This window comes from Allofranklinella schreckenbergeri (assembly GCF_003703475.1).
In the GTDB taxonomy this organism is placed as follows: domain Bacteria; phylum Pseudomonadota; class Gammaproteobacteria; order Burkholderiales; family Burkholderiaceae_C; genus Lampropedia; species Lampropedia schreckenbergeri.
Map to the genome: position 1 here is coordinate 53,944 of NZ_RDQM01000010.1, position 23,057 is coordinate 77,000.

General features: G+C 60.5%; 21 protein-coding genes and 2 tRNA genes. 19 read left to right on the top strand and 4 right to left on the bottom strand.

Going from position 1 to position 23,057, the window contains the following annotated elements; all coding sequences use genetic code 11:
* Window positions 1-26: 26 nt before the first annotated feature.
* Both mutM and EBQ26_RS08805 read left to right on the top strand, forming a co-directional pair.
* Entirely contained in the window at window positions 27-890 is an 864-nt protein-coding gene (gene mutM / locus EBQ26_RS08800) for a bifunctional DNA-formamidopyrimidine glycosylase/DNA-(apurinic or apyrimidinic site) lyase (RefSeq protein WP_122238652.1), read from the top strand.
* A gap of 235 nt (window positions 891-1,125) precedes the next feature.
* Window positions 1,126-1,989: an HlyC/CorC family transporter gene (locus EBQ26_RS08805; RefSeq protein WP_122238653.1), complete on the top strand. Its 864-nt coding sequence runs from the start codon at window positions 1,126-1,128 to the stop codon at window positions 1,987-1,989.
* 15 nt (window positions 1,990-2,004) lie between these two features.
* Here EBQ26_RS08805 and dinB read toward each other — a convergent pair whose 3' ends face one another.
* Window positions 2,005-3,240: a DNA polymerase IV gene (gene dinB / locus EBQ26_RS08810; RefSeq protein ID WP_238944262.1), complete on the bottom strand. Its 1,236-nt coding sequence runs from the start codon at window positions 3,238-3,240 to the stop codon at window positions 2,005-2,007.
* A gap of 196 nt (window positions 3,241-3,436) precedes the next feature.
* Between dinB and EBQ26_RS08815 the strand changes: the two genes are divergently transcribed.
* A complete protein-coding gene (locus EBQ26_RS08815; protein ID WP_122238654.1) occupies window positions 3,437-4,408 on the top strand; it encodes a PhaM family polyhydroxyalkanoate granule multifunctional regulatory protein in 972 nt (323 codons plus the stop codon).
* Between the two features lie 132 nt (window positions 4,409-4,540).
* On the opposite strand, the gene EBQ26_RS08820 is transcribed toward EBQ26_RS08815, so the two are convergent.
* A complete protein-coding gene (locus tag EBQ26_RS08820; RefSeq protein WP_122238655.1) occupies window positions 4,541-4,951 on the bottom strand; it encodes an ATP-binding cassette domain-containing protein in 411 nt (136 codons plus the stop codon).
* On the opposite strand from EBQ26_RS08820, the gene ylqF reads away from it, so the two are divergent.
* The 10 genes from ylqF to aceA all read left to right on the top strand — a co-directional run bounded on the left by ylqF (window position 4,939) and on the right by aceA (window position 13,495).
* The gene (gene ylqF, locus EBQ26_RS08825; RefSeq protein ID WP_122238656.1) at window positions 4,939-5,904 is read left to right on the top strand and encodes a ribosome biogenesis GTPase YlqF; all 966 of its coding nucleotides are present in this window, start codon (window positions 4,939-4,941) and stop codon (window positions 5,902-5,904) included. The genes EBQ26_RS08820 and ylqF overlap by 13 nt on opposite strands.
* A 12-nt stretch (window positions 5,905-5,916) precedes the next feature.
* Window positions 5,917-5,992: transfer RNA gene (locus EBQ26_RS08830), tRNA-Thr, on the top strand.
* A 227-nt stretch (window positions 5,993-6,219) separates the two neighbouring features.
* Window positions 6,220-7,902, top strand: a complete 1,683-nt coding sequence (locus tag EBQ26_RS08835) for a tetratricopeptide repeat protein (protein WP_238944263.1) — start codon at window positions 6,220-6,222, stop codon at window positions 7,900-7,902.
* Window positions 7,899-8,447 (top strand): lipoprotein insertase outer membrane protein LolB, encoded by a 549-nt coding sequence (locus tag EBQ26_RS08840; RefSeq protein ID WP_122238658.1) that lies wholly within the window; start codon window positions 7,899-7,901, stop codon window positions 8,445-8,447. Before EBQ26_RS08835 ends, EBQ26_RS08840 begins: the two co-directional genes overlap by 4 nt.
* Before the next feature lie 47 nt (window positions 8,448-8,494).
* Window positions 8,495-9,367, top strand: a complete 873-nt coding sequence (gene ispE, locus EBQ26_RS08845; RefSeq protein WP_313790377.1) for a 4-(cytidine 5'-diphospho)-2-C-methyl-D-erythritol kinase — start codon at window positions 8,495-8,497, stop codon at window positions 9,365-9,367.
* Window positions 9,368-9,386: 19 nt separating this feature from the next.
* Window positions 9,387-9,463: transfer RNA gene (locus EBQ26_RS08850), tRNA-Gln, on the top strand.
* A gap of 70 nt (window positions 9,464-9,533) precedes the next feature.
* Window positions 9,534-10,505: a ribose-phosphate pyrophosphokinase gene (locus EBQ26_RS08855; protein ID WP_122238660.1), complete on the top strand. Its 972-nt coding sequence runs from the start codon at window positions 9,534-9,536 to the stop codon at window positions 10,503-10,505.
* Between the two features lie 121 nt (window positions 10,506-10,626).
* A complete protein-coding gene (locus tag EBQ26_RS08860; RefSeq protein ID WP_122238661.1) occupies window positions 10,627-11,226 on the top strand; it encodes a 50S ribosomal protein L25/general stress protein Ctc in 600 nt (199 codons plus the stop codon).
* A gap of 100 nt (window positions 11,227-11,326) precedes the next feature.
* Window positions 11,327-11,920 carry an aminoacyl-tRNA hydrolase gene (pth, locus tag EBQ26_RS08865; protein WP_122238727.1) on the top strand — a complete coding sequence of 198 codons (594 nt, stop codon included), beginning with the start codon at window positions 11,327-11,329 and terminating at the stop codon, window positions 11,918-11,920.
* 255 nt (window positions 11,921-12,175) lie between these two features.
* A complete protein-coding gene (gene aceA / locus EBQ26_RS08870; protein ID WP_122238662.1) occupies window positions 12,176-13,495 on the top strand; it encodes an isocitrate lyase in 1,320 nt (439 codons plus the stop codon).
* 281 nt (window positions 13,496-13,776) lie between these two features.
* Here the strand turns inward: aceA and recB are convergent, their stop codons facing one another.
* On the bottom strand, window positions 13,777-17,658 hold the full coding sequence (gene recB, locus EBQ26_RS08875; RefSeq protein WP_238944264.1) for an exodeoxyribonuclease V subunit beta: 3,882 nt from the start codon (window positions 17,656-17,658) through the stop codon (window positions 13,777-13,779).
* 55 nt (window positions 17,659-17,713) lie between these two features.
* On the bottom strand, window positions 17,714-18,244 hold the full coding sequence (locus EBQ26_RS08880; protein ID WP_122238664.1) for a DUF4124 domain-containing protein: 531 nt from the start codon (window positions 18,242-18,244) through the stop codon (window positions 17,714-17,716).
* A 336-nt stretch (window positions 18,245-18,580) separates the two neighbouring features.
* Here EBQ26_RS08880 and rpmF point away from each other — a divergent pair, with 336 nt between their 5' ends.
* From rpmF to acpP, 6 genes are all read left to right on the top strand, one after another.
* Window positions 18,581-18,766, top strand: a complete 186-nt coding sequence (gene rpmF / locus EBQ26_RS08885; RefSeq protein WP_122238728.1) for a 50S ribosomal protein L32 — start codon at window positions 18,581-18,583, stop codon at window positions 18,764-18,766.
* Between the two features lie 26 nt (window positions 18,767-18,792).
* Window positions 18,793-19,836: a phosphate acyltransferase PlsX gene (gene plsX / locus EBQ26_RS08890; RefSeq protein ID WP_122238665.1), complete on the top strand. Its 1,044-nt coding sequence runs from the start codon at window positions 18,793-18,795 to the stop codon at window positions 19,834-19,836.
* 59 nt (window positions 19,837-19,895) lie between these two features.
* On the top strand, window positions 19,896-20,873 hold the full coding sequence (locus EBQ26_RS08895) for a beta-ketoacyl-ACP synthase III (RefSeq protein ID WP_122238666.1): 978 nt from the start codon (window positions 19,896-19,898) through the stop codon (window positions 20,871-20,873).
* 37 nt (window positions 20,874-20,910) lie between these two features.
* Window positions 20,911-21,864 (top strand): ACP S-malonyltransferase, encoded by a 954-nt coding sequence (fabD, locus tag EBQ26_RS08900; RefSeq protein ID WP_122238667.1) that lies wholly within the window; start codon window positions 20,911-20,913, stop codon window positions 21,862-21,864.
* Window positions 21,861-22,601 (top strand): 3-oxoacyl-ACP reductase FabG, encoded by a 741-nt coding sequence (fabG, locus tag EBQ26_RS08905; protein ID WP_122238668.1) that lies wholly within the window; start codon window positions 21,861-21,863, stop codon window positions 22,599-22,601. The genes fabD and fabG overlap by 4 nt, the downstream gene beginning before the upstream one ends.
* Before the next feature lie 201 nt (window positions 22,602-22,802).
* Window positions 22,803-23,042, top strand: coding sequence for an acyl carrier protein (acpP, locus tag EBQ26_RS08910; protein ID WP_122238669.1), 240 nt, complete (start codon window positions 22,803-22,805; stop codon window positions 23,040-23,042).
* Window positions 23,043-23,057: the final 15 nt, after the last annotated feature.

The following is a 23,057-nucleotide window of genomic DNA, read 5'->3' on the forward strand; positions in this document are numbered from 1 at the left end:
GTCCACGACCTTTGCAGAGAACGCCCATGCCTGAATTGCCAGAAGTTGAAGTCACCCGCCTGGGCATTGCGCCCGCGATTGAGGGGCAGACTTTGCGCCAGCTCATCCTGGGCAAGCCGTTGCGCTGGCCGCTGGGGTGTGACCCGCAGGCCCTGGCGGGGCGGCGGGTGGCGGCGGTGACGCGGCGTGGCAAGTATTTGCTGATCCATTTACGCGCCGGGGTGGATGAGGCCGGAGATGATGCCGAGGGCGGCGTGTTGCTGCTGCATTTGGGCATGTCCGGCAGCGTGCGCTTGTTGGAGCGCGATGGCCCGCATGGCCCGGTGCCTGCGCGCGGCCCGCATGAGCATATGGAGATGGTGCTCGATCGCCACGTGCTGCGCCTGCACGATCCGCGCCGCTTTGGCGCGCTGGTGTATGCGCCCAGCGTGCAGGACGCGGCGGCGCAAAAGCTGCTGGCGCGCCTGGGGCTGGAGCCGCTTTCGGCCGAGTTCACGCCGCAGGCGCTGGCGCAGGGCCTGCGCGGGCGGCGCACGCCCATCAAGCAGGCGCTGCTGGCGGGCGATGTGGTGGTGGGCGTGGGCAATATTTACGCCAGCGAGGCGCTGTTTCTGGCCGGCATCCACCCCGCGCGCGAGGCCGGGCGCATCAGTGCGCCCAGGCTGGCGCGCTTGCATGCGGCCATCGTGCAGGTGCTCTCGCAAGCCATCGCCCAGGGCGGTAGCAGCTTGCGCGATTTCGTGGCCGTCGATGGCAGCCACGGGCACTTCCAACTGGCCGCGCGCGTGTATGGCCGCAGCGGTCAGCCGTGCCTGCAATGCGGCAGCGCCGTGCGCCAGATCACCCAGGGCCAGCGCAGCACCTACTATTGCCCGCGCTGCCAGCGTTAGAAAATTACAAATCATTGTAAATTTAATTTAATTCATATCATGCCGAAATAGGTATGTTTTATTTCTTTTTGATTAGTAATTTGTGGGGTTTTCCTGGTCTTGAACGGTTTTGGGCGCGCTTTTGGGGCATTGAAGGGGCTTTTCGGGGGGGGCTTTTGGGTTTTGCAGCGGCTCCCAAGGCTTGGGCTATGCTTGGCGCCCATGTGCAACCCCGGCCCCGAGGCCCCCGGTTTTTGTGAAATCTGACTCCCATCCCCAGCGCCCTCAGCCAGAGACGCAAGACAAGCGCAGCCTGCGCCGCCGTCTGGCCGATTTGCTTTGCCCGCCCCCTTCGACGCCGGAGGCGTTGATCGACAGCATCGCCGAGGCCGAGGAGCAGGCGGCCATTGGCCCCGAAGTGCGCATCATGCTCGAGCGGGTGATCCGCATGGACTCCATGACGGCGGCCGATGCGATGGTGTCCGCCTCGCGCATGGACATGCTCGATGTGGATGCGCCTTACGAGCAGTTGCTCGACACCATCATCCGCACGGCGCATTCGCGCTTTCCCGTCTATGAAGGCTCGCGCGAGAACATCATCGGCGTGCTGCTGGCCAAGGATTTGCTCAAGCTCCAGCGCGCGCCGCAATTCAACATCCGCGCCCTGCTGCGCACGCCGCTGCTGCTGCCCGAGAGCAAGCGCCTGAACGATTTGCTGCGCGAATTTCGCCTGCACCGCAACCACATGGCGGTGTTGGTCGATGAGTTTGGCCGCATCGCAGGCCTGATCACCATCGAGGATGTGCTGGAGGAAATCGTCGGCGAGATTGAGGACGAGTTCGACGAGCCGGGCGACCAGGGCGAGATTTACGCCCTGGCCAACGGCAGTTGGCGCGTGCGTGGCGACACGCCCATCACCAAGGTGGAGGCGCACTTCGAGGTGGAGTTGGCCGATGCGCACGAGGAGGAGGAGTTCGAATCCATCGGCGGCCTGATCGCCCACCGCCTGGGCCGCGTGCCGCACAAGGGCGAGAAGCTCGATCTCTCCGGCCTGCAATTCGATGTGCTGCACGCCAAGGGCGGCGCGGTGCGCTGGTTTCGCGTCAGCCGCCTGCGGTGATGGGCGCGGCCGCGGCTACAGCGGCAGCGCAAGCTGCACTGGCCCGGCTTCGCGCCGGGCTTTTTCTTGCGCGGCGGCGTCCGCCTGGCGGGCTTGCTCCAGCGGCAGCAGGCCCTCGACTTTCACGCCCAGCAGGCGAAAGCGCTGGCTCAAATCCACGCGCTTGAGGCATTGGCCCGCCGCCTGGCGGATGGCGGCGGCATCCTGCGTGTGAAAGGGCAGCGAGAGCGAGCGCGTGGCGATGCGGAAATCCTGAAACCGAATCTTCACGCCCACCGTGCGCCCGGCGTAGCCCTTGCGCTGCAAATCGCTGGCCACGCGCTCGCACAGGCGGGTGAACAGCGCGGTCAGTTCGGCACGGTCGGCGCGGGCGTGCAAATCGCGCGCGAAGGTCGTCTCCCGGCTGATGGAGACGGGCGCGCTTTGCGTGCACAGCGCGCGCTCGTCGCGGCCCCAGGCGGCGTCGTGCAGCCACAGGCCGAAGCTGGGGCCAAAGGCGTCGATCAGGGTTTGCACATCGGCCTGGGCGAGCTGGCCCAGCGTCTCGATGCCCAGGGCCTGGAGCTTTTGGCTGGCCTTGGGGCCAATGCCGTTGACCTTGCGGCAAGGCAGCGGCCAGATGCGCGCGGTGACATCCTCGGGCATCAAAATGAAAATGCCATTGGGCTTGTGCCACTCGCTGGCCAGCTTGGCCAGCAGCTTGTTGGGCGCCACGCCGATGGAGCAGGTCAGCCCGGTTTCGGCGTAAATGGCCCGCTGGATGCGCTGCGCCAGGTGCAGGCCACCCGCTTCGCCGCCCTGCGGCGCGCTGGTGAAGTCGATATACACCTCGTCGATGCCGCGATCCTCCATCACCGGCGCGTGCTGCGCGATCACCGCCTTGAAGCGGGCGGAAAAGGCGCGGTATTCATCGAAATCGGCCGGCAGCAAATACGCCTGCGGGCACAGGCGCGCCGCCTTCATCATCCCCATCGCCGAGCCGACGCCGAACTGCCGCGCCTCATACGTGGCCGTGGTAATCACGCCGCGCCCCACGTAACTGTGCAGGCGCGGGAAGGCGTGCAGCGGCCATCGCGCGGGCGGCAGCGCCTCCAGCGCCGCATCGCCCAGCCAGCCCGGCGTGCGCCGCCCGCCGCCAATGACCAGCGGCAACCCACGCAACTGCGGTTGGCGCAGCAGCTCGACGGAGGCAAAAAACGCATCCATATCCAGATGCGCAATGCGCCGTTGCAGGGGTGGGGCGGAACTCATGCCGATGGGGGAGGTGCAGACGTTGGGGCAAAGGCTTGCGATTGTGCCGTTTGTCGCTGCCGCTGCCACTTGCTGCCGTCGCTTGCCGAGGCTGTTTGCGCCGCGTGGCTCGGGGTAAGCCGCATGGGCACACGGGCGGCCAGCGTCTATGCTCGCGGGCTGTTGTTATTCACTGCCATGTTTCCAAGGAGCAGCCATGAGCGAGCCAAGCCACAACTGGATGGAGTTCACCCGCTTTGTGCCGGGGTTTGATTTTTTGCGCAACCTCGTGCCCCAGGGCCTGGCGGGCACGCCAGCGGCGCCCAGCGCGCCCAACGTCTTTCAGCAATGGCTGGCGCCGACGATGGACGAGGCCGAAGTGCAAAAGCGCATCGACGAGCTGAAAACCGTGCAGTTCTGGCTGGAACAAAACGGCCGCGCCCTGCAAGCGACCATCCAGGCGCTGGAAGTGCAGAAGATGACGCTCTCCGCCCTCAAAACCATGGGCCAGGGTGCGCAGGAAATGGCCCAGGGCGTGGCCGATGCCTTCAGCGGCGCGCAAAAGGGCGCGCACAAGGATACGCAAAAGGGCGCAGGCGATGATGCCGCGCCGCCACAGGCGCAAAACGCCGCTGCGGCATCCGAGGCCCCTACCAGCGGCACGGACAACGCCGCCGCCACGGCCAGTCACATGCTGGAGGCGGGCATGGCCGAGATGCAGCACATCCAGGGCCAGGCGCTGCAGTGGTGGGGGGCGCTGACCGAGCAGTTCCAAACCATTGCCGCCAAGGCGCTGGACGATATTGGCCAACAAGTCAGCCAGCAGCAGGCCGACGCCATGGAGGCGATGGGCGCCATGGGCGAGGCAATGGGCAGCGCCGCAGCCGCTGGGGCATCGGCGGTAGCGCCAGCAGCGACTTCGGCCCGCACGGCCCAACGTCCAGCGAGCCAGACCGATGGCAAAGCGGTGGCGAAAAAGGCAGCCAAAACCACGGCAAAAAGTACGGGTAAAGGGGCAGCCAAAACCCCGGTGAAAACGGCGGCAAAAAGCACAGCGAAAAACACAGCAAAAAAAGCGGTGAAAAATGCCACGGCTGCGAAAGCGGCCCAGAAGCCAGGGCAAAAACCGGCATCCGGGACGAAGCAAAAGACGGCGCAAGCAGCGGCAGCCAACGGGGCCAAAACCTGAGCCACCCCAAGGTTGCGCCCGGACTGACGACTTGCGGGGCGGCATGCACGCGCCGTAAGGGGGGTGCTTTGGGGCGGCACTAGGTGGGCCGCTACGTCTTTAAATTACACTTCAATAGAAAAATAAAACATCCTATTTTGGCAATTCTGTATTGAAATGGATTTTCTTTTGGTTTGAAGTCATGCGTTGGTGTGCAAGGCGGCCCCAGGCAGGCGGCGACGGCTTCTTCGCGCACGCAGGGGCGGCAAAGCGCCCGATGTGCGCGGCGCGGCCCATCAGCACCACCTCCTGCACCTTGAAAGGGAGCAGCCCGGCATGTGCTTGCGGCACATAGCCAACGTGGCACGCAAACGCGCTGTGCGACCAGTGTCGCGCGGGCTGCCCCTCCACCAACACCTGCCCGGCTAGCGGCGGCAACACACCCAGCAGCGTGCGCAACAAGGTAGTTTTGCCGCAACCGTTGGCGCCCAGCAGGCAAAGCACTTCGGCGCACCCCAGAGTGAAGTCCTGGCCTCCTACAATCGCGCGCCATGAATGTCCAATGGTTTCCCGGCCACATGCATTTGACGCGCAAGGCGATTGCCGAGCGCATCAAAACCATTGATGTGGTGATTGAAATGGTCGATGCCCGCCTGCCGGCATCCAGCGCCAACCCCATGCTGCGCGAGCTGCTGGCGCACAAGCCCAGCCTCAAGGTGCTGAACAAGGCCGATCTGGCCGATCCGGCGCGCACGCAGCAGTGGCTGGCCTGGTACGAGCAGCATCTGGCCACCAAGGCCGTGGCGATGGACAGCCACCACAGCGCCCCCGCGCAGGCGCTGATTGAAGCTTGCCAAGCGCTTGCCCCCGGACGCGGCGCGATGGATAAACCCATGCGTGTGCTCATCTGCGGCATCCCCAATGTGGGCAAATCCACCCTCATCAACACCATGGTGGGCAAGCGCGCAGCCAAGGCGGCCAATGAGCCAGGCGTGACGCGGCGCGAGCAGCGCTTTGCGCTGCAAGATGGGTTTTACCTGTTCGATACCCCCGGGGTGTTATGGCCGCGCATCATCGTGGCGCAAAGCGGCTACAACCTGGCGGCGGCAGGCTCGATCGGCCGCAACGCGTTTGACGATGAACTGGTGGCGCTGGAGCTGCTGGCTTATCTGCAAAAGCACTACGCAGCACACGTGCTGGCGCGCTACGCCGTGCTCGACGGCGATGGCCCTGCCGAGCAGGCGGCGCTGGCGCAGATGCCCGACTTTGAGTTGTTCGAGCGCATCGCCTACAAGCGCGGCGCTTTGCTGCCAGGCGGGCGCATCAATGCCCAAAAAGCAGCCGAATTGATCTTGCATGACTTCCGCAGCGGCGCCCTAGGCCGTTTGACTTTGGAAACGCCAGCAGAATTTGAAGCCTGGCTGGCCACCGGCGAACGCCTGGATGCCGAGCGCCAATTGCGCAAAGAGCAGTACGAACAACAGCGCCAAGCCAAAAAACGCCCGAAAAAGCGTTAGAATCGCGCCTTCGCCGGTTTAGCTCAGCTGGTAGAGCACCCGCCTTGTAAGCGGTAGGTCGTCAGTTCGAATCCGACAACCGGCACCAGTGATATAACCCACATGGTTACCCCATGTGGGTTTTTTCTTTGGCCTTTGAAAGGTTTGAAGGGCCATTTTTCGGGGCCATTTCTCTTGATGCGCAATCCTTACCGATCACTGGCGCCCTTGGGGCTGACCGTAGCGTTGCTGGTTTCTGGTTGTCAGGCGGCGGCCAATCGTCCGCTAAAAGGGGAGGATGTAGCCGCTCCCCCGATAGACGCGCCTGCGCAGTCCTTGAGCACCCACGCCATGGCCGAGAGCTTTTACGAAGTGCTGGTGGCTGAAATGCTGGGGCAGCAAGGTGACTTTGCCTCCAGCTACGAATTGTTGATGCGTGCGGCCACGACGCGCGAGCAGGACGATTTGTTCCAGCGCGCAGGGCAAGCGGCTTTGCACATGGGCGATGGCGAGCGCGCTTTGCGTGCGGCCAAGGTTTGGCAGGACACCTTGCCGCAATCGCGTGAGGCCAACAAAGTGGCCTTGCAGTTGCTCATCGCCATGAACCGCATTCCCCAAACGCAGTGGCACCTCAAGCAGGAGCTGCGCCTGACGCCCGATGAGGAAATGGCGGAGAACTTGTACGCCATCCCCTTGATTTACCAGCGCACGCCCAACAAGGAAATCGCATTCACCGTTGTGCAGGCGGCGCTGCACGCGCAGTTGCAGCTCGATTCGCCTTGGCGCGGCGATGCGCTGGCTGTGCTGGGGCGCTTGCGTTTGCACGCTGGTGATGTAGAGGCGGCTTTTGACTACTTGCAACAAGCGCATGCTGCCAATGCACAGTCGGGCGGCATGGGCTTGTTCGCGCTGGAATTGTTCAACGCAGGCGAGGCCCGCGCCGAACCGCTGTTGCGCGCTTATGCCGATGAGCCTGCCGCAGCGGCCCCCTTTTTGCTGGCCTATGCACGTTGGCAGATTGGCCGCGGCCAAGAAGCGCAAGCGCTGCAAACCCTGGTGCGGTTAACGGATAAAAAGCCTGATTTGCCTGAAGCTTGGCTGGCCAAAGCCGCCTTGCAGGCCGGTCAGCGCGATTACGCGGGTGCGCGCACCTCGCTCGATGTGCTGGGAGGCTTGCTGGACAACTTGAGTAACGCCCAAGCGCGCCAACGCGGCCTGGACGAGGCGGCGGTGCTGCGCGCGCAGATGGCCGATTTGGAAGGCGAATATGCGCAAGCCGACCGTTGGATCGCCCAAATCGAAGATGCGGAAACCGCCATGCGCGCACAAGTGCAGCGAGCGCGCATTCTGGCCGAGGCTGGCCGCCTGGCACATGCTCGCCACATCCTCCAATCCGTGCCCGCCGAGAATGCGCAACAGCAGCGCCTGAAGGTGCTGGCCGAAGTGCAGTTGCTGCGCGATGCGCAGCAGTTTGAGCAAGCGTATGTCTTGTTGGGCAACCTGCTCAAAAGCCACCCCAAAGACGGCGATTTGGCTTACGAACACGCGCTTTTGGCCGAGCGTGCAGGCCATATCAAAGAGATGGAGAAAAGCCTGCGGGCGCTGCTGGCACGCCAGCCTGACCACGTGCATGCGCTCAATGCCTTGGGCTACTCCCTGGCCGATCGGGGCGTGCGCTTGAGTGAAGCGCGCACGCTGATTGCCAAAGCGCTGGAGCTGGAGCCCGAAAGTGCCCACATTATCGACAGCATGGGCTGGCTGGAATATCGCCTGGGCCACTTGCCGCAAGCGCTGGAGCTTTTGCAAAAAGCCTATCGTATCGAGGCGGACCCTGAAATCGCAGCGCATTTGGGCGAAGTGCTGTGGAAGCTGGAGCAGCATGACGAAGCCAGACGCGTGTGGCGCCAGGGGCTTGCGCGTGATGCCAAAAACACCGTGCTGCGCGCCACCATCGAACGCCTGGATGGCCCCGGCAGCGCCTTGCTCCCCACTGCTCCACACAACAAGGTAGCGCCATGAAAACCCCCGCACCCATGACGCGGCGCCAGTGCCTGGCCTTGGGCAGCGCAGCATGGCTCGCTTTGGGGCTGAGCGCATGCGCCCTGCCCAAGCCGTATGCACCATTGCAAGAAGGGGTGTGGCGCGGGCGAATGGCGTTGCACACCGAAGAAGAGCCGCCCCAATCGCATGTGGCGACGTTCGAGCTGCGCGGGCATGCGCAAGCAGGCGCTTTGGACGTTTTCACTCCGCTGGGCTCCATCCTGGCGCGGCTGCACTGGGATGCGCGGCAAGCCGTATTGGAAACGGGCAGCGAAACCCATACGGGCCAGACGCTGGACGAACTGGCCCAGCGCATCTTTGGCGCGCCAATCCCCATCGCTGCCCTGTTCGCGTGGCTCTCCGGCCGCGCCCAGCCGGAGCCAGGCTGGCTGGTCGATCTCTCCCGTTACGACCAAGGGCGCATTTTCGCGGTGCGTCAACAGCCGCTGCCGCGTGCAACGCTGCGCGTCATCTTGCAATCGGACGCCGTTTTATTACAAATCATGCTGAATAACAAATATTGAAATTATTGCCAAAACAAGGTGATTTCTTTTCCTTTGAATTATAAATTGTGATTGAAAACATCCTCGCTCCCGCCAAAATCAACCTGTTTTTGCACATTGTTGGCACCCGACCCGATGGCTACCACTTGCTGCAATCGGCGTTTGTCATGATCGACTGGTGCGATCAGTTGCAGCTCCAATGGCGTGAAGCCCCCGCCATCACGCGCGAGGATTTAACCCACCCATTGCCCGCCGACGACTTGGTGCTGCGCGCTGCACGCGCGCTACAACAAGCCGCGGGGGTGAAGCAGGGAGCGCACATCCGCATTGCCAAACACATCCCTGCACAAGCGGGTTTGGGCGGCGGCTCATCCGATGCCGCCAGCACCCTGCTGGCGCTGAACCGGTTGTGGCGCCTGCATTGGCCTGTGGAGCGCTTGCAAGCCCTGGGTGTGCAATTGGGCGCCGACGTGCCTTTCTTTCTGGGCGGACGCAATGCCTGGGTGGAAGGCATTGGCGAGCAAATAACCCCGTTGCCCGACTGCCCTGCGCTAGGGCAAGCGCGCCTGCTTGTTGTGAAGCCGCAACAAGGTGTGGCAACGGCCCCTATTTTTGCTCATCCTTTGTTGAAACGGGATTCGCCACCCGTTAGAATGCGCGACTTCGCTGCATCGCCATTCGATTTTGGTCGCAATGACATGCAGCCTGTAGCTCAAACGCTCTGCCCTGAAATAAAAAACACCATCGATTTGCTCAAAAGCAAAGGTTTTCAGGCTAGAATGACGGGCTCTGGTTCGGCGGTGTTTGCTGTTGTTCCAGATTCTGAGATGGAATTGCAGGCCGCTGTTGATTTTGTGAGATGGTTTGAAGATCAAGGTTGTTATCAGGCGCGTGTGTGCAAGATACTGGATTCCCATCCAGGCAACAGTTTGAAGGGTTAGGCCAAGCCTGGCCCTGAGTAGGGGAGTCGCCAAGTTGGTTAAGGCATCGGATTTTGATTCCGACATTCGAGGGTTCGAATCCTTCCTCCCCTGCCAAATCTTTTGGTGACGCCGCTTTGCGGCGTTTTGTTTTTGTCGCTCCACAAGCGCACAAGCGCGGTGTCCTATGTCCTACCATCGCCCCGATTTCATGGTGTTTACAGGCAGTTCCAATCCGACATTGGCCGGAGAAATTGCCCAGTATTTGGGGATTGGCCTGGGGGCGATACAGGTTGGCCGGTTTTCTGACGGCGAAGTCACCGTTGAAATCAAGCAAAACGTGCGTGCCCGCGATGTCTTTGTGGTTCAGTCCACCTGCGCGCCCACTAACGACAACTTGATGGAGCTGCTCATCATGGTGGACGCGCTCAAGCGCGCATCGGCTGAGCGCATCAGCGCCGTTATCCCTTACTACGGCTACGCCCGCCAGGACCGTCGTCCGCGCTCGACTCGCGTGCCTATTTCCGCCAAGCTGGTGGCCGATTTGTTGCAGACCGCCGGCGTGGCACGCGTGCTGACGATGGATTTGCATGCCGACCAGATTCAGGGCTTTTTCGATATTCCGGTCGACAACATCTACGCTTCGCCCGTCTTGTTGCATGACCTCAATCAGCGCAAGTACGACGACTTGATCGTGGTGTCGCCTGATGTGGGTGGTGTGGTGCGTGCGCGCGCCTTGGCCAAAGAGCTGGGCTGTGACTTGGCCATCATCGACAAGCGTCGCCCCAAAGCCAATGTGAGCGAGGTCATGAACGTCATTGGCGATGTGGATGGTCGCAATTGCGTCGTGATGGACGACATGATTGACACCGCTGGCACGCTGGTCAAAGCGGCAGAAGTTTTGAAAGAGCGCGGCGCAAAGAGCGTGCATGCCTATTGCACCCATCCGATTCTTTCTGGTCCGGCGATCGACCGTATTGCCAACGGGCAGGCGCTGGATACCGTGGTGGTGACCAACACTATTCCCCTCTCTGATGCGGCCAAGGCGTGTACCAAAATCCGTCAATTGACAGTGGCTCCCTTGATCGCTGAGACCATCCAGCGCATTGCGCGTGGCGATTCGGTCATGAGCTTGTTCAACGAGCACAGCCTGTTCTGATTTGGAAAGCGCTGCAAAGACTTGCAGCGCTTTCTTTGTCTTTCTTTGTGCATGGCGTTGGCCATGCGTTATCAACCGGGGTATCGCTGGTCGCGGCCTGCCCCATTTCTGGAGAAAACCAATGCAAGTTGTTGCATATGCACGTCAAACGCAGGGTACGGGTGCGAGCCGCCGTCTGCGCAATGCCGGTCGTACGCCTGGCATCATCTATGGCGGCTCGGCAGAGCCCCAGTTGATTGAGCTGGATCACAACCCCCTGTGGTTTGCCCTGCTCAAAGAAGCTTTCCATTCCAGCGTGCTGGATATGGAGCTCGATGGCAAGGCGCAAAAAGTGTTGCTGCGCGATGTGCAATACCACCCCTACAAGCAACTGGTTCTGCACGTGGATTTTCAGCGTGTGGACGAGCGCACGCGCCTGCATATGAAAGTGCCTCTGCACTTCGAAGGCGCCGATAGCGCTCCGGCAGTGAAGACCGATGGCCAGGTGATCAACACCGTGACGACGGAAATCGACGTGAGCTGCATGCCTTCCGATCTGCCTGAGCACATCGTGGTGGATCTGAGCAAGCTGGCCAAGAACGGTGTTCTGCGCTTGCGCGATATCAAGCTGCCCCGTGGCGTGAGCGCGACCAAGCGTCAGGCTGCGCTCAACCCCGTGCTGGCAACGGCTACGCCTGCGCCTGCGGTGGAAGAAGACGCCGCTCCGGCTGCTGAGGAATAATCCTCCGCGCCTCTGTGGGCTTGCCGCTGAATAGGACGGCACTCTCGATACAAAGCCTGCCCCTTTGAGGGCAGGTTTTTTTATGGACAAGAATCAAGCCATGCCTTTGAAATTGCTGGTGGGCCTGGGCAATCCCGGGCCGGAATATGAAGCCACGCGGCATAACGCCGGTTTTTGGTGGGTGGATGCGCTGGCGGCGCGTCAGGGGGTGCGGCTGGAGCCGGAAAAAGGTTTTTTCGGCACGCTGGCCAAAACCTCGATTGCAGGGCAAGGGGTCTGGCTGCTCAAGCCCCAGACGTTCATGAACCGTTCAGGGCAGGCGGTAGGCGCCGTGGCGCGGTTTTATCGCGTGCAGCCTGAAGAAATTCTGGTTGTGCACGACGAGCTGGATTTGCAGCCCGGCCAGGTGAAATTGAAGAAAGGCGGCAGTCATGCCGGGCATAACGGCTTGAAAGATATCCAGGCGCAACTGGGCAGCGCTGATTTTTGGCGTTTGCGCATTGGCGTGGGGCACCCGGGGGTGAAGGCGGAGGTGATCCATTGGGTCTTGCGCAAACCTCAGGCCAGCGATCGGGAAGCGATTGACGCAGCTTCATGGCGTGCGCTGGACGCGGTGCCCGAGTTGGTGGCTGGCGAGATGGAGCTGGCGATGCGCAAAATCCACTCCGCGCCCAAGGCGGATAAAGCGTCGTGAATGCCTTTGTGGTCAAGACAGACTTTTATTTTGCAATATGAAAACAAAACCAGAAGGCGAAATATCGCTATGTTGCGATGCAGCAGAAACGTTGCATTGAGAAATAAAATTTCTCAATGCAGGAATGAAAATTTATCTATTTGTTTTTAAAAGAATTTTTTTATCTCTTATATAAGACATAAGAGGAAGCTCGAGCAGAAAAAGGCATTACATTAGTGCCCATGCAACCGTATTAACCCTGTAGGAGTAAACACCATGAGTCAAAAGCTCACCCGCGAACAACAAATTGCTGCCCTGGAGAAAGACTGGGCGGAAAACCCGCGCTGGAAAGGCGTGAAGCGCAATTACAGCGCTGCCGATGTCGTGCGTTTGCGCGGCAGCCAGCCGATTGAATACACCCTGGCGCGTCAAGGGGCGGAGAAGCTCTGGGCCAAGGTCAATGGCGGCGCCAAGAAAGGTTATGTGAACGCGTTTGGCGCCATCACGGCGGGGCAGGCCATGCAGCAGGCCAAGGCTGGGCTGGAGGCGGTGTATCTGTCGGGCTGGCAGGTTGCTGCTGATGGCAACACCAGCGAAACCATGTATCCCGACCAGTCGCTGTACGCCTACGATTCGGTGCCTACCATGGTGCGTCGCATCAACAACACCTTCAAGCGCGCCGATGAAATCCAGTGGGCGCGTGGCGTCAACCCGGGCGATGCGGAGTTCATCGACTACTTCCTGCCCATTGTGGCCGATGCCGAGGCCGGTTTTGGCGGCGTGCTCAATGCGTTTGAGCTGATGAAGAACATGATTGCTGCTGGTGCGGCGGGCGTGCACTTTGAGGATCAACTGGCGGCGGTGAAGAAGTGCGGCCATATGGGCGGCAAGGTGTTGGTGCCCACGCAAGAGGCGATCGAGAAACTGGTGGCGGCGCGTTTTGCGGCCGATGTGATGGGCGTGCCCACGATTGTGCTGGCGCGTACCGACGCAGAGGCGGCGAACTTGCTGACCTCCGATCACGATGCCAACGACAAGCCTTTCCTGACCGGCGAGCGCACGCAAGAGGGCTTTTACCGTGTGAGGAACGGCCTGGAGCAGGCCATCAGCCGCGGCGTGGCTTATGCGCCTTATGCCGATTTGGTGTGGTGCGAAACCGGCACGCCCGATCTGGGCTTTGCGCGCGAGTTCGCCCAAGCCGTGCATGCGGCTTGCCCGGGCAAGCTGTTGTCCTACAACTGCTCGCCGTCTTTCAACTGGAAGAAGAATCTGGACGACAAGACCATTGCCAAGTTCCAGGACGAGCTGTCCGCGCTGGGCTACAAGTACCAGTTCATCACGTTGGCGGGTATCCACGTCAACTGGTACAACACCTTCCAGTTCGCCCATGCGTACGCACGCGGCGAGGGCATGAAGCACTATGTGGAAATGGTGCAAGAGCCCGAATTCGCTGCACGTGAGAAGGGTTACACCTTCGTGAGCCACCAGCAGGAGGTGGGTGCGGGTTACTTTGACGATGTGACTACGGTGATCCAGGGCGGCTCCTCCAGCGTCAAGGCGCTGACAGGTTCGACGGAAGAAGAACAGTTCCACTGATCGATCCAGGTTTTCGGCGCACTCCGCGCCGATTGGGCTGACCGCTTGGCTGCGCTGCGTTTTTCGGGAGGTGCCGGAGAGTCAGCCTGCATGCAAACCGAAATAAAAAACCACGGCGAATGCCGTGGTTTTTTATTTCAAAAGAAAAACACCTTGTTTGTATTCAAGCCGAAACTTGGGTGTTTTTTTGCCTTTGATTTGTGATGTGTTGATGCTTGAATTCTACTTCAAAGAATTTTCTGCTTTATTGTCGATGCGCCGAAATAGGGTGTTTTTATTGCTTATTGATTTGTAATTTTGGGTGCGTCGATAGGCGCTGCGCCCAAGGCTTCGTCCATGGCCTGGAGCATGTCCGGGGCGGTGGCGATGTGCAGCAGGCCCGCTTGCGGATGGTCGATGCCGCGCAAAAACCAGTACAGGGCGCCGCCCAAGTGGCGCTGGGGGTGGTAATCGGGCAGGCGCGCGTGCAGCAGGCGGTGCAGGGCGTAGAGGTACAAGGCGGCTTGCAAGTCGTAGCGGTGTTGCAGCACGGCTTCGCCCAGCGCGCTGGCGTGGTAGCTCGCGGCGTCGGGGCCGAGCCGGTTGGTTTTGTAGTCCAGCACCCAGTAGCGGCCTTGGTGCTGGAAAACGAGGTCGGCAAAGCCCATGAGCATGCCTTGCCATTGGCGCGCTGGCAGTTGTGGCCGGGGCTGGCCGGGGTAGATGTGGCGGCGGCAGAGCGCGTCCAGCGTGTGGGCGTTGAAGGGGGCGTGGGGGTGCGCAGGGGCGTCGCTGCCGGGGGGCACGGGCAGCCAGAACTCCAATTCCGGCAGGGTGCTGTGGAGCTGGCACAGCCGGGCGTTGCCGTCGGGCAAGGGCAGCGCGGCGTCCAGCATGTGGGTCAGCCAGGTTTGCAGTGTGGTGATGTCGGCGTCGAAGCCTGCCAGGGTGGCGGTGCGTGCCAGGCGGTGCTGCTGCGCGGGTGTCAGCGGGGTGGGGAATCCTTCGGCTTGCAGCCATTCCAGACTTTGGTGTACCCAATCGCCCAAGCGGGCGCTACCGGCCAGGGCGTGCCAGGGCGCATTGGCGGGGGGCGCGTCATGCGCTGCATCATGGGGGGACGTTGGGAGCGCGCTGGCTTCTTGCACGGGCTCATCGCTGGCCAATTGGTCCAAAGGTTGCCAGAGCTTGAGGGGCGTGGCGTGGTGGAGGGCGGCTTCATCTGCATTGGCATCTGCATCGGCGGTGTGCGCGGCCGGTTGCGCCAAAGCGGGGGCGGGTTGTGCGCCGCGCACCAGGGCGCTGAAGCTGACGATGGCGAAGTCTTGCTCAATGCCTTGGGGGTAAGGCAGCAGGGGCCGCCAATGGGGGGCGGGCTGTGGCCGTTGGTAGGGGGTGCAGGAGGCGTCCTGAGTAGGGATGACGTGGATGTGGGGGCAGGTTTGCGCCAAGGCGCTGAGGGGGGTGAACCAGTCGCTTTCGCCGCGCTCTTTGGGGCGGAGGCTGCGGCTATCGATCAAATGGGCCAGCGCGCTGCGGGCATCCAGCTTATGCCGGGGGGCGCCGACCCACAGCGCATGGCGCGCCCGTGTGAGGGCTACGTAGAGCAGGCGCAGGTCTTCGCGCAGGCGCTCTTCGGCGGGGTCTGGCGCGGACGGCACTGGGGTTGGCCCTTGCCCTCGGTTGGCGCGGGCGTGCGTGGCAAAGGGCAGTAGCACGACGGGGTATTCCAGCCCTTTGCTTTTGTGGATGGTGACGATTTGGATGAGCTGCGCGTCGCTTTCCAGGCGCAGGGTTTGCTCGCCCGCATCCATGTCGCTCGCGCTGTGGCGGGCGTGGTGGATTTGCTGCACAAGGTGGCGGATCAGCCCTTGCATGCCTTCGTGCTGTTCACTGGCTTGCTGCAACAGCTCGGCCAGGTGCAGCAGATTGGTCATGCGGCGCTCGGCGCGGCCGTCGTGCAGGGCATGCCAGCGTTGGGCCAGATTCAGGCGATGGATGGTTTGGTGCAGCATGGGCAGCACGCCCTGGCGGCGCCAGATGGCATGCAGGCTTTGGAGTGTGTCGAGCTGGCGCTCCAGCGCGTCTTCATGGTCGGCGGCATGCAGCAGGTCGGCAATGGGCTGGGCCATGAGGGGGGTGGCAAAGGCCGCGCGCGCAAGGGCGACGTCGCCTGGCTCGGCCACGGCGCGCAGCCAGTGCACCAGGTCCAGGCTTTCAGGGCTGTCGAAGACGGATTGGCGATCGGAGAGGTAAACGGCATCCAGGCCGCGCTGGCGCAGCGCTTTTTGCATCAGTGCGGCGTCTTGCTGCCGATGCACGAGCACGGCGATGTCGCTCGGCTGCAAGGTACGCCCAGCTTCGGGGGCATCGGGCTGGGCGGCGCTTTGAAAGCGCAAGGGCTGGTTGAGCCACTGCGCGATTTGCTCTGCGCACAGTTGCGCCAGCAGCGGGCGATCGCCTTGCGCGTCGGCAGGCGGGGCGCAGAATGTTAGTGCAGGGACAACGGCGCCCTCTGGGGTTTGCAGGCATTCTTCCAGGCCACGCGCCTGCACGGGGGTAAAGGGCAAGGGATCGTGCTGTTCTGTACGGAAGCGAAACGCGCCTTCTTTGCAGCGGGCTTCGGCTTGCGCAAAGAGGTGGTTGACCGCCGCCACGATGGCGTGAGTGGAGCGGAAGTTGGTGTCGAGCGCGTAGTGTTGCCCTTGTGTGGCCTGCTTGGCGGCCAGAAAGCTGTAGATATCCGCGCCCCGAAAGCTGTAAATGGATTGCTTGGGGTCGCCAATGAGCAGCCATGCGCGGGGCGGTGTGGGCGCGGCCTCGTCGGTGTGGGGCGTTGGCGCGGATGGGCTGACGGTTTGATAGATGGTGTGGAAGACGGCGTATTGGTCTGGCGACGTGTCTTGAAACTCATCAATCAAGGCGACGGGGTAATCGCCGAGCAAGCGTTGGCGCAATGCGGGGCCATGCGGCCCATCCAGCGCTTGGCGCACGCGCAGCAGCAAATCCCCAAAATCCATCAAGGCCTGCTGGGCTTTGAGCTGTTGCCAACGTTGATAGGTATAGCGCGCGGCGAAGTCCGTGGCGGCGTCCCGCAGCGCAGGCAGTTGGGCGAGCTGGTGCAGCAGTTGCTGCAAATCTTCCAGCTCGGGCGGCAAGTCCTGGGCCGCAAGCGCTGGGGCGTTGCGCATGCGCGCAGCCAGCATGCCGCTGGGGCTGAGGCGGCGTTTGGCGCTTTCCGAGAGCGCGTCCATGTGCGGGGTTGGTTGCTGCGCCCAATCAGCGATGGCTTGCAGCCATTTGGGGTAATGCGGCTTGAAGCTCCCGCTCCAATCGGCGCCGTAGTGGAGAACTTGCTCATCCAGCCAGGCTTGCAAGCGCGGTGTTTTTTCTTGCCACTCTGCCGCCCATTGCTGGAGTTGTTGTTGCTGCTGGCGGTAAGCCTGGCCCAGCCACGCGCCAAAGTCGCCACTGGCGCCAGGAAATAACGGCGCTCCCTGTGGTGGACTGCGCAGGGTTTGGCTGGTGGCGAGCCACTTTTGTGCATCAGGCCAAATAGTTTGGATGGCCTGCATGGCATCGCCCTGCATGGGGTAGATGTGGTTGCGCCAGAAATCCATGGCGGCCGCTTGCCACAGCGCATGGGTATCGCCGTCGAGCGAGTCGTCGCCCATGACGCCTGTCAGGCTGGCGTAGTTTTGCAGCACGCGGCGGCACCAACCGTCGATGGTGTGGATGGCGGCCTCATCCATGGTTTCGGCCGCGTTTGCCAGTCGCCAGGCTGCTTGTTCGCGCAACGGCCCTGGGGGGTAGTGCGCACGCAAGTGCTGCAAAAAGGCATCAGGGTGAGTGCTGCCGTCGTCGTGTTGCCGAAAAAAATGCGCCGCTTCGCTCAAACGCTCGCGAATGCGACTGACCAACTCTTGCGTAGCAGCACGCGTGAAGGTGACGACCAGAATCTCTTTGGGGATGAGCGGGCGCGCAAAAGCCAGCCCCAGCATTTCCTGTTCTGCGGGAATGGAGGGCGGGATGGGTGTTTCTTCGGGCGCGGCGTTGGCGCCATGCCCGAGTACAAGCCGCAAGTACAGCGCAGCAATGGTCCAGGTTTTGCCCGTGCCAGCGCTGGCTTCGATCAAACCGCTGCCCGTTAGCGGCAACTTCAGGGCCAAGGGCAGGGCGCTCACCGAGGATGCGAAACGATGAAGCTGTGTGTGAGAGTGAGCAAAGGCATGGCTAGGCTCAGCAGTTTTTGCGAATGTCCTCTTGCGCGCGCTTGCGTTCGGCCTCTCGCTGCGCATCGTTCATGAAGCCGACGTTGCCTTTTTGATCCACCGTAGAAAGGCGCTTGCCCGATGTCAGTTGATCCAGGCGAATTCTGGCGCTGTTGCAAAGGGTGGCACGGTTTTGTCGTTCAATCTCTGCATTCTTTCTGTCGATCTCGGCATTCTTTTTATCGATAGCCTCTTGTTTTTTGGCTTGCTCTTGCTGTTGGGCGTTGTCGGCCGCATCGACTTTGGCTTTGAGATCGCTGTCTTCGGTTGGCGTGCTGTCCGAAGCGGGAGCTGCTGTTGTGGCGGCAGGCTTGAGCGAATTGCCAGTGCCTTTCCCTGGGGCTCTCAGGATGCGGTTTTGTGGAATGTGCGCCGGTGGCGGTGTGTCGCTGTAAACCTTACGGCCGCTGTCGTCAACCCATTGCCACTGCGCGGAGGCAGCGCCGGCCAAACTCAGTGCGATGGCAGCAAAAAAAATGCGAAAAGAGGGCTTGAACATGGTGGGTTTATGGGGTGAAGTGGCAGACAGCCCCAGAGGGAAAGCGAAGCCGTCGAGCCGTGAAAAAAAGTAAGTGCCAGTTTATCTGTTTGCGCCAGCCAAAGATCAATGGTGGGTTAGGCGATGACAATCGTTCAAGGTCTGCTCCTTAACAATGAGGGGGGCGGGTTCTCTTGGAGGGAGGTCCCGCAGTTTGAGTCGAATCGCCTATAATGCCCGGCTTTGCGCGAAAAGCGCTGCATGGTGCGTGCTAGCTGGAGCTGTGGTGCGCGTGGATTTTTGCATGGCAGTATGGCGTGCGCGCCGTTTCTGCTTTTCACTTTTCAGGAGCCGAAAATGGCTGTTCAACAAAATAAAAAATCTCCTTCTAAGCGTGGTATGCATCGTTCGCACAATGCGCTTAAGGTCCCTGGTATGGCTATCGAGCCGAATACGGGTGAAGTGCATTTGCGCCACCATATCAGCCCTGAAGGGTTTTATCGTGGCCGTCGTGTGTTGAAAAACAAGGCTGTCGAAGTTTGATGCTGTTGGCGCGACGTCGCGTTTAGATGCGTCGTTGCGTTTTGTTGGGTCGGTTGCGATTTGTGACGACGATAGTTGCTGTTGACTGCATGGGGGGGGATTTTGGCCCCTCTGTGACTGTGCCTGCCTGTTTGGAGGTGCTTAACCGCCATGAGTGGTTGCGCGTGCTGTTGGTGGGGCATCAGGATGTACTAGGGCATGTGGTGCATCCGCGTGCTGAGGTGGTTCATGCCGAGGAAGTTGTGGCCATGGACGATCCTGTCGAAGTGGCTATGCGGCACAAAAAGCGCTCCTCCATGCGTGTGGCGATCGAGCAGGTTAAGGAGGGGCGTGCCCAGGTTGCGCTTTCGGCAGGGAATACTGGTGCGTTGATGGCGATTGCGCGTTATGTACTCAAGATGCTGGACGGCATTGAGCGGCCTGCAATAGCCTATCCTTTGCCGAATATTAAAGGTGGTGCAACGACGGTGCTGGATCTCGGGGCGAATGTGGATTGCACGGAGCGGCATCTTCTTCAGTTTGCTGTGCTGGGATCGGCTTTGGATATGGCCTTGAAATCCCGCGATAAGCCTACGGTTGGCTTGCTGAATGTGGGTTCGGAGGCTATTAAGGGGAGCGATACCATCAAGCGCGCAGCCGAGTTGTTGCGTGAGGCTGGCGAGCGTTCGCTTATCCATTACTACGGCAATGTAGAAGGTAACGATATCTTTAAGGGTACGACGGATATCGTGGTCTGCGATGGCTTTGTGGGCAATGTTACGCTCAAGGCGACCGAGGGCTTGGCATCCATGATTTCCAGCTTGCTCAAGCAGGAGTTCTCCCGTAATGCGTTGACTAAGCTGGCAGGCTTGGCTGCTATGCCGGTACTTAACGCCTTTAAAGCGAAGGTGGATCATCGTCGTCACAATGGTGCGGCGCTGCTGGGTTTGCGTGGGTTGGTGTTTAAAAGCCATGGTTCGGCCGATCAAATGGCCTTTGAGCATGCTTTAAGCAAGGCAGCGGATGCCGCGCAGAATCAGCTTATGCAAAAAATTGAAAGCAGGGTGCAGCAGGCGGCCTTGCTGTTTTGATTTGAGTCTCCTGTCGCGGGTTGCTGCCGTGATGGATTGAAATCATGCCTTTTTCTTCCATGCAGACCTATTCCAAAATAACGGGCACAGGTAGCTATTTGCCGCCCAAAAGGGTTACCAATCAGGAATTGGCTGATCGATTGGCTCGCGACGGCATTGAAACTTCGGACGCATGGATTGTGGAACGCACGGGTATTCGTGCGCGTCATTTTGCGGAAGTGGATACGCCTAGTAGTGAGCTGGCCACGCATGCTGCACGTCAAGCGTTGCAAGCAGCCGGTCGAAGTGCTGAGGATGTTGATCTCATCATCGTCGCGACCTCCACGCCGGACATGGTGTTCCCCTCCACTGCTTCTATTGTTCAGCATAAGTTGGGGGCATATGGCTGCCCAGCTTTTGATGTGCAGGCGGTTTGCAGTGGCTTCGTCTATGCGTTGACTGTGGCCGATGCCATGATTCGCGCAGGCTCGGCGCGCACGGCCTTGGTGATTGGTGCTGAGGTTTTTAGCCGCATCTTGAATTTCAAAGACAGAACGACTTGCGTACTGTTTGGCGATGGCGCGGGTGCGGTGGTATTGGAAGCGTCTGATACGCCGGGCGTATTGGCCAGCGATATTCACGCCGATGGGCGCTATCGGGAAATTTTGCATGTGCCTGGCACGGTCTGTGGCGGTGAAGTGCTGGGTGAGCCGCTGTTGCGTATGGATGGGCAGGCCGTTTTCAAGCTGGCTGTGGGTTTGCTCGATAAGGCGGCTCGTGCTGCGTTGGACAAGGCTGGCTTGACCTTCTCTGACGTGGACTGGCTGGTTCCGCACCAAGCCAATATTCGGATCATGATGAGCACGGCGCGCAAGCTCCAATTACCGCCCGAGCGAGTGGTGGTGACGGTTCATGAGCATGGCAACACCTCTGCGGCCTCTATTCCTCTGGCTTTAGACCATGCCGTGCGCACAGGCCAAATCCGCGCAGGTCAGCGCGTATTGATGGAAGGCGTGGGTGGAGGCTTTACTTGGGGCGCGGTCGTCGTCCAGATGTGAAGTTTTTGCCGCTATTGCAATTGTCGAGACATTCAAAATGAGCACATTCGCATTTGTGTTTCCAGGCCAAGGCGCGCAAGCTGTAGGCATGTTGGACGCTTGGGGCGATCACCCCGCAGTTTTACAAACCCTGCAAGAAGCCTCGGATGCGCTGAATGAGGATGTGGGTCGGTTGATCCATGAAGGCCCCAAGGAGGCTTTGTCGTTGACGACGAATACCCAGCCCGTCATGTTGGTGGCGGGTGTTGCGTGCTGGCGTGCGTGGAAGGCGGAAGGAGGGAGTGACCCCTCAGCCTTGGCGGGTCATTCGTTGGGGGAATACTCAGCCTTGGTGGCCTCGGGCGTATTGACTTTGACTCAGGCGGCGCCGCTGGTGCGGTTGCGTGCAGCCGCCATGCAAGAGGCGGTGCCCGTGGGTGCTGGTGCGATGGCTGCTTGTTTGGCTCTGCCGGCCGATCAAGTCAAAGCGGTGTGCCAGCAGGTTGCGCAGGATTTGGCGGCGCAAGGCGGGGCTGATTTGGTGGAGGCCGTTAATTTCAATGAGCCTGGCCAGACTGTCATTGCGGGCACCAAAGCGGGGGTCGAGGCTGCTGCTGTTGCCCTGAAAGCTGCAGGGGCTAAGCGGGTATTGCCATTGCCTGTGTCTGCGCCATTCCATTCCAGTTTGATGAAGCCCGCAGCAGAGAGGCTTCGGGAGGCCTTGGAAAATTTGACTTTCAATGGGCCATCCATCCCCGTTATTAACAATATTGATGTTGCAGTGGAGACGGATCCGGCTCGGATTCGAGATGCGCTGTATCGGCAAGCATTTGGCCCTGTGCGTTGGGTGGAGTGTATTCAGGCCATGCAGCAGAGAGGTATCACGCACATCATCGAATGTGGGCCAGGTAGAGTCCTGACAGGCATGACCAGTCGCATTAGCGGCGATCTCCAGGCAGGTGCCATGTTCGATCCCGCCAGCTTGCAGGCAGTAAAGGAAATGCTTTCATGACACATCCAACAGATCAAATTGCGCTTGTGACCGGCGCGACACGCGGCATTGGCGCAGCCATTGCGCAGACTCTGGCCGAGCGTGGGCTGCGAGTGATTGGTACGGCGACTACGCCTGAAGGTGCAGAGAAAATTGGCGCAGCCTTGGCAGGCTATCCTGGCTGTCGTGGCGTGGTCTTGAACGTCAACGATGCCGCCGCAGCGGAGGCCTTGATTGATACGTTGGTTAAAGAGCAAGGCGGTCTTCATGTGTTGGTAAACAATGCCGGCATTACGCGCGATACGCTAGCCATGCGTATGAAGGATGAAGACTGGAATGCCGTATTGGATACCAATCTCTATGCTGTATTCCGTCTCTGTCGGGCGGTAATGCGCCCTATGCTGAAACAACGCTATGGACGCATCGTCAACATTACCAGCGTAGTGGGGGCGATGGGCAATGCAGGGCAGGCCAACTATGCTGCTGCCAAAGCAGGTCTGTCTGGCATGACGCGCGCGTTGGCTCGCGAACTTGGCGCACGTGGTGTCACAGTGAATTGCGTAGCCCCTGGCTTTATTGCAACCGACATGACAGCGGTACTGCCTGAAGATCAACAAAAGGCTTTGGTGGGCCAAGTTCCGGTGGGTCGCCTGGGTCAACCTGCAGATGTGGCAGCTGCCGTGGCGTATCTGGCCAGCCCGGAAGCAGGGTACGTGACCGGCCAAGAGCTGCATGTGAATGGCGGGATGTGGATGTGATGCTGCGCTCCGTGCAATGGCATGGGGTAATCCCCTGAAAAAAACGGGGGCGGGCCTCATGTACAGTACGGGCCTTGTGCTTGCGCCTTAAAGAAAGGCCGCTTGCAATTGCCGCGTTGCCTGGGCGGCAAGTTTGTCTCTCAAGACTTGTGGGACATACTAGAATTCCGGGTTCATTGACTACCCTCAAAGGGACCTTACATGAGCGATATCGAAGCACGCGTTAAGAAAATCATTGCAGAGCAGCTGGGCGTAGAAGAATCCCAGGTGACCAATGAGAAGTCGTTTGTGACTGATCTGGGTGCTGATTCTCTGGATACCGTGGAGCTGGTCATGGCGCTGGAAGACGAGTTCGACATCGAAATTCCAGACGAAGACGCTGAAAAAATCACAACCGTCCAGGCGGCCATCGATTACGCCAATTCCCATCACAAGGCTTGATCGGAATGACGCCGG

Coding starts and splice junctions, on each gene's coding strand:
- mutM (WP_122238652.1), top strand. CDS start 27: ATGCCTGAATTGCCAGAAGTTGAAGTCACCCGCCTGGGCATTGCGCCC.
- dinB (WP_238944262.1), bottom strand. CDS start 3,240: ATGAGTTCCGCCCCACCCCTGCAACGGCGCATTGCGCATCTGGATATG.
- EBQ26_RS08815 (WP_122238654.1), top strand. CDS start 3,437: ATGAGCGAGCCAAGCCACAACTGGATGGAGTTCACCCGCTTTGTGCCG.
- ylqF (WP_122238656.1), top strand. CDS start 4,939: ATGAATGTCCAATGGTTTCCCGGCCACATGCATTTGACGCGCAAGGCG.
- EBQ26_RS08840 (WP_122238658.1), top strand. CDS start 7,899: ATGAAAACCCCCGCACCCATGACGCGGCGCCAGTGCCTGGCCTTGGGC.
- EBQ26_RS08855 (WP_122238660.1), top strand. CDS start 9,534: ATGTCCTACCATCGCCCCGATTTCATGGTGTTTACAGGCAGTTCCAAT.
- EBQ26_RS08860 (WP_122238661.1), top strand. CDS start 10,627: ATGCAAGTTGTTGCATATGCACGTCAAACGCAGGGTACGGGTGCGAGC.
- pth (WP_122238727.1), top strand. CDS start 11,327: ATGCCTTTGAAATTGCTGGTGGGCCTGGGCAATCCCGGGCCGGAATAT.
- aceA (WP_122238662.1), top strand. CDS start 12,176: ATGAGTCAAAAGCTCACCCGCGAACAACAAATTGCTGCCCTGGAGAAA.
- EBQ26_RS08880 (WP_122238664.1), bottom strand. CDS start 18,244: ATGTTCAAGCCCTCTTTTCGCATTTTTTTTGCTGCCATCGCACTGAGT.
- rpmF (WP_122238728.1), top strand. CDS start 18,581: ATGGCTGTTCAACAAAATAAAAAATCTCCTTCTAAGCGTGGTATGCAT.
- plsX (WP_122238665.1), top strand. CDS start 18,793: ATGCGTCGTTGCGTTTTGTTGGGTCGGTTGCGATTTGTGACGACGATA.
- EBQ26_RS08895 (WP_122238666.1), top strand. CDS start 19,896: ATGCAGACCTATTCCAAAATAACGGGCACAGGTAGCTATTTGCCGCCC.
- fabD (WP_122238667.1), top strand. CDS start 20,911: ATGAGCACATTCGCATTTGTGTTTCCAGGCCAAGGCGCGCAAGCTGTA.
- fabG (WP_122238668.1), top strand. CDS start 21,861: ATGACACATCCAACAGATCAAATTGCGCTTGTGACCGGCGCGACACGC.
- acpP (WP_122238669.1), top strand. CDS start 22,803: ATGAGCGATATCGAAGCACGCGTTAAGAAAATCATTGCAGAGCAGCTG.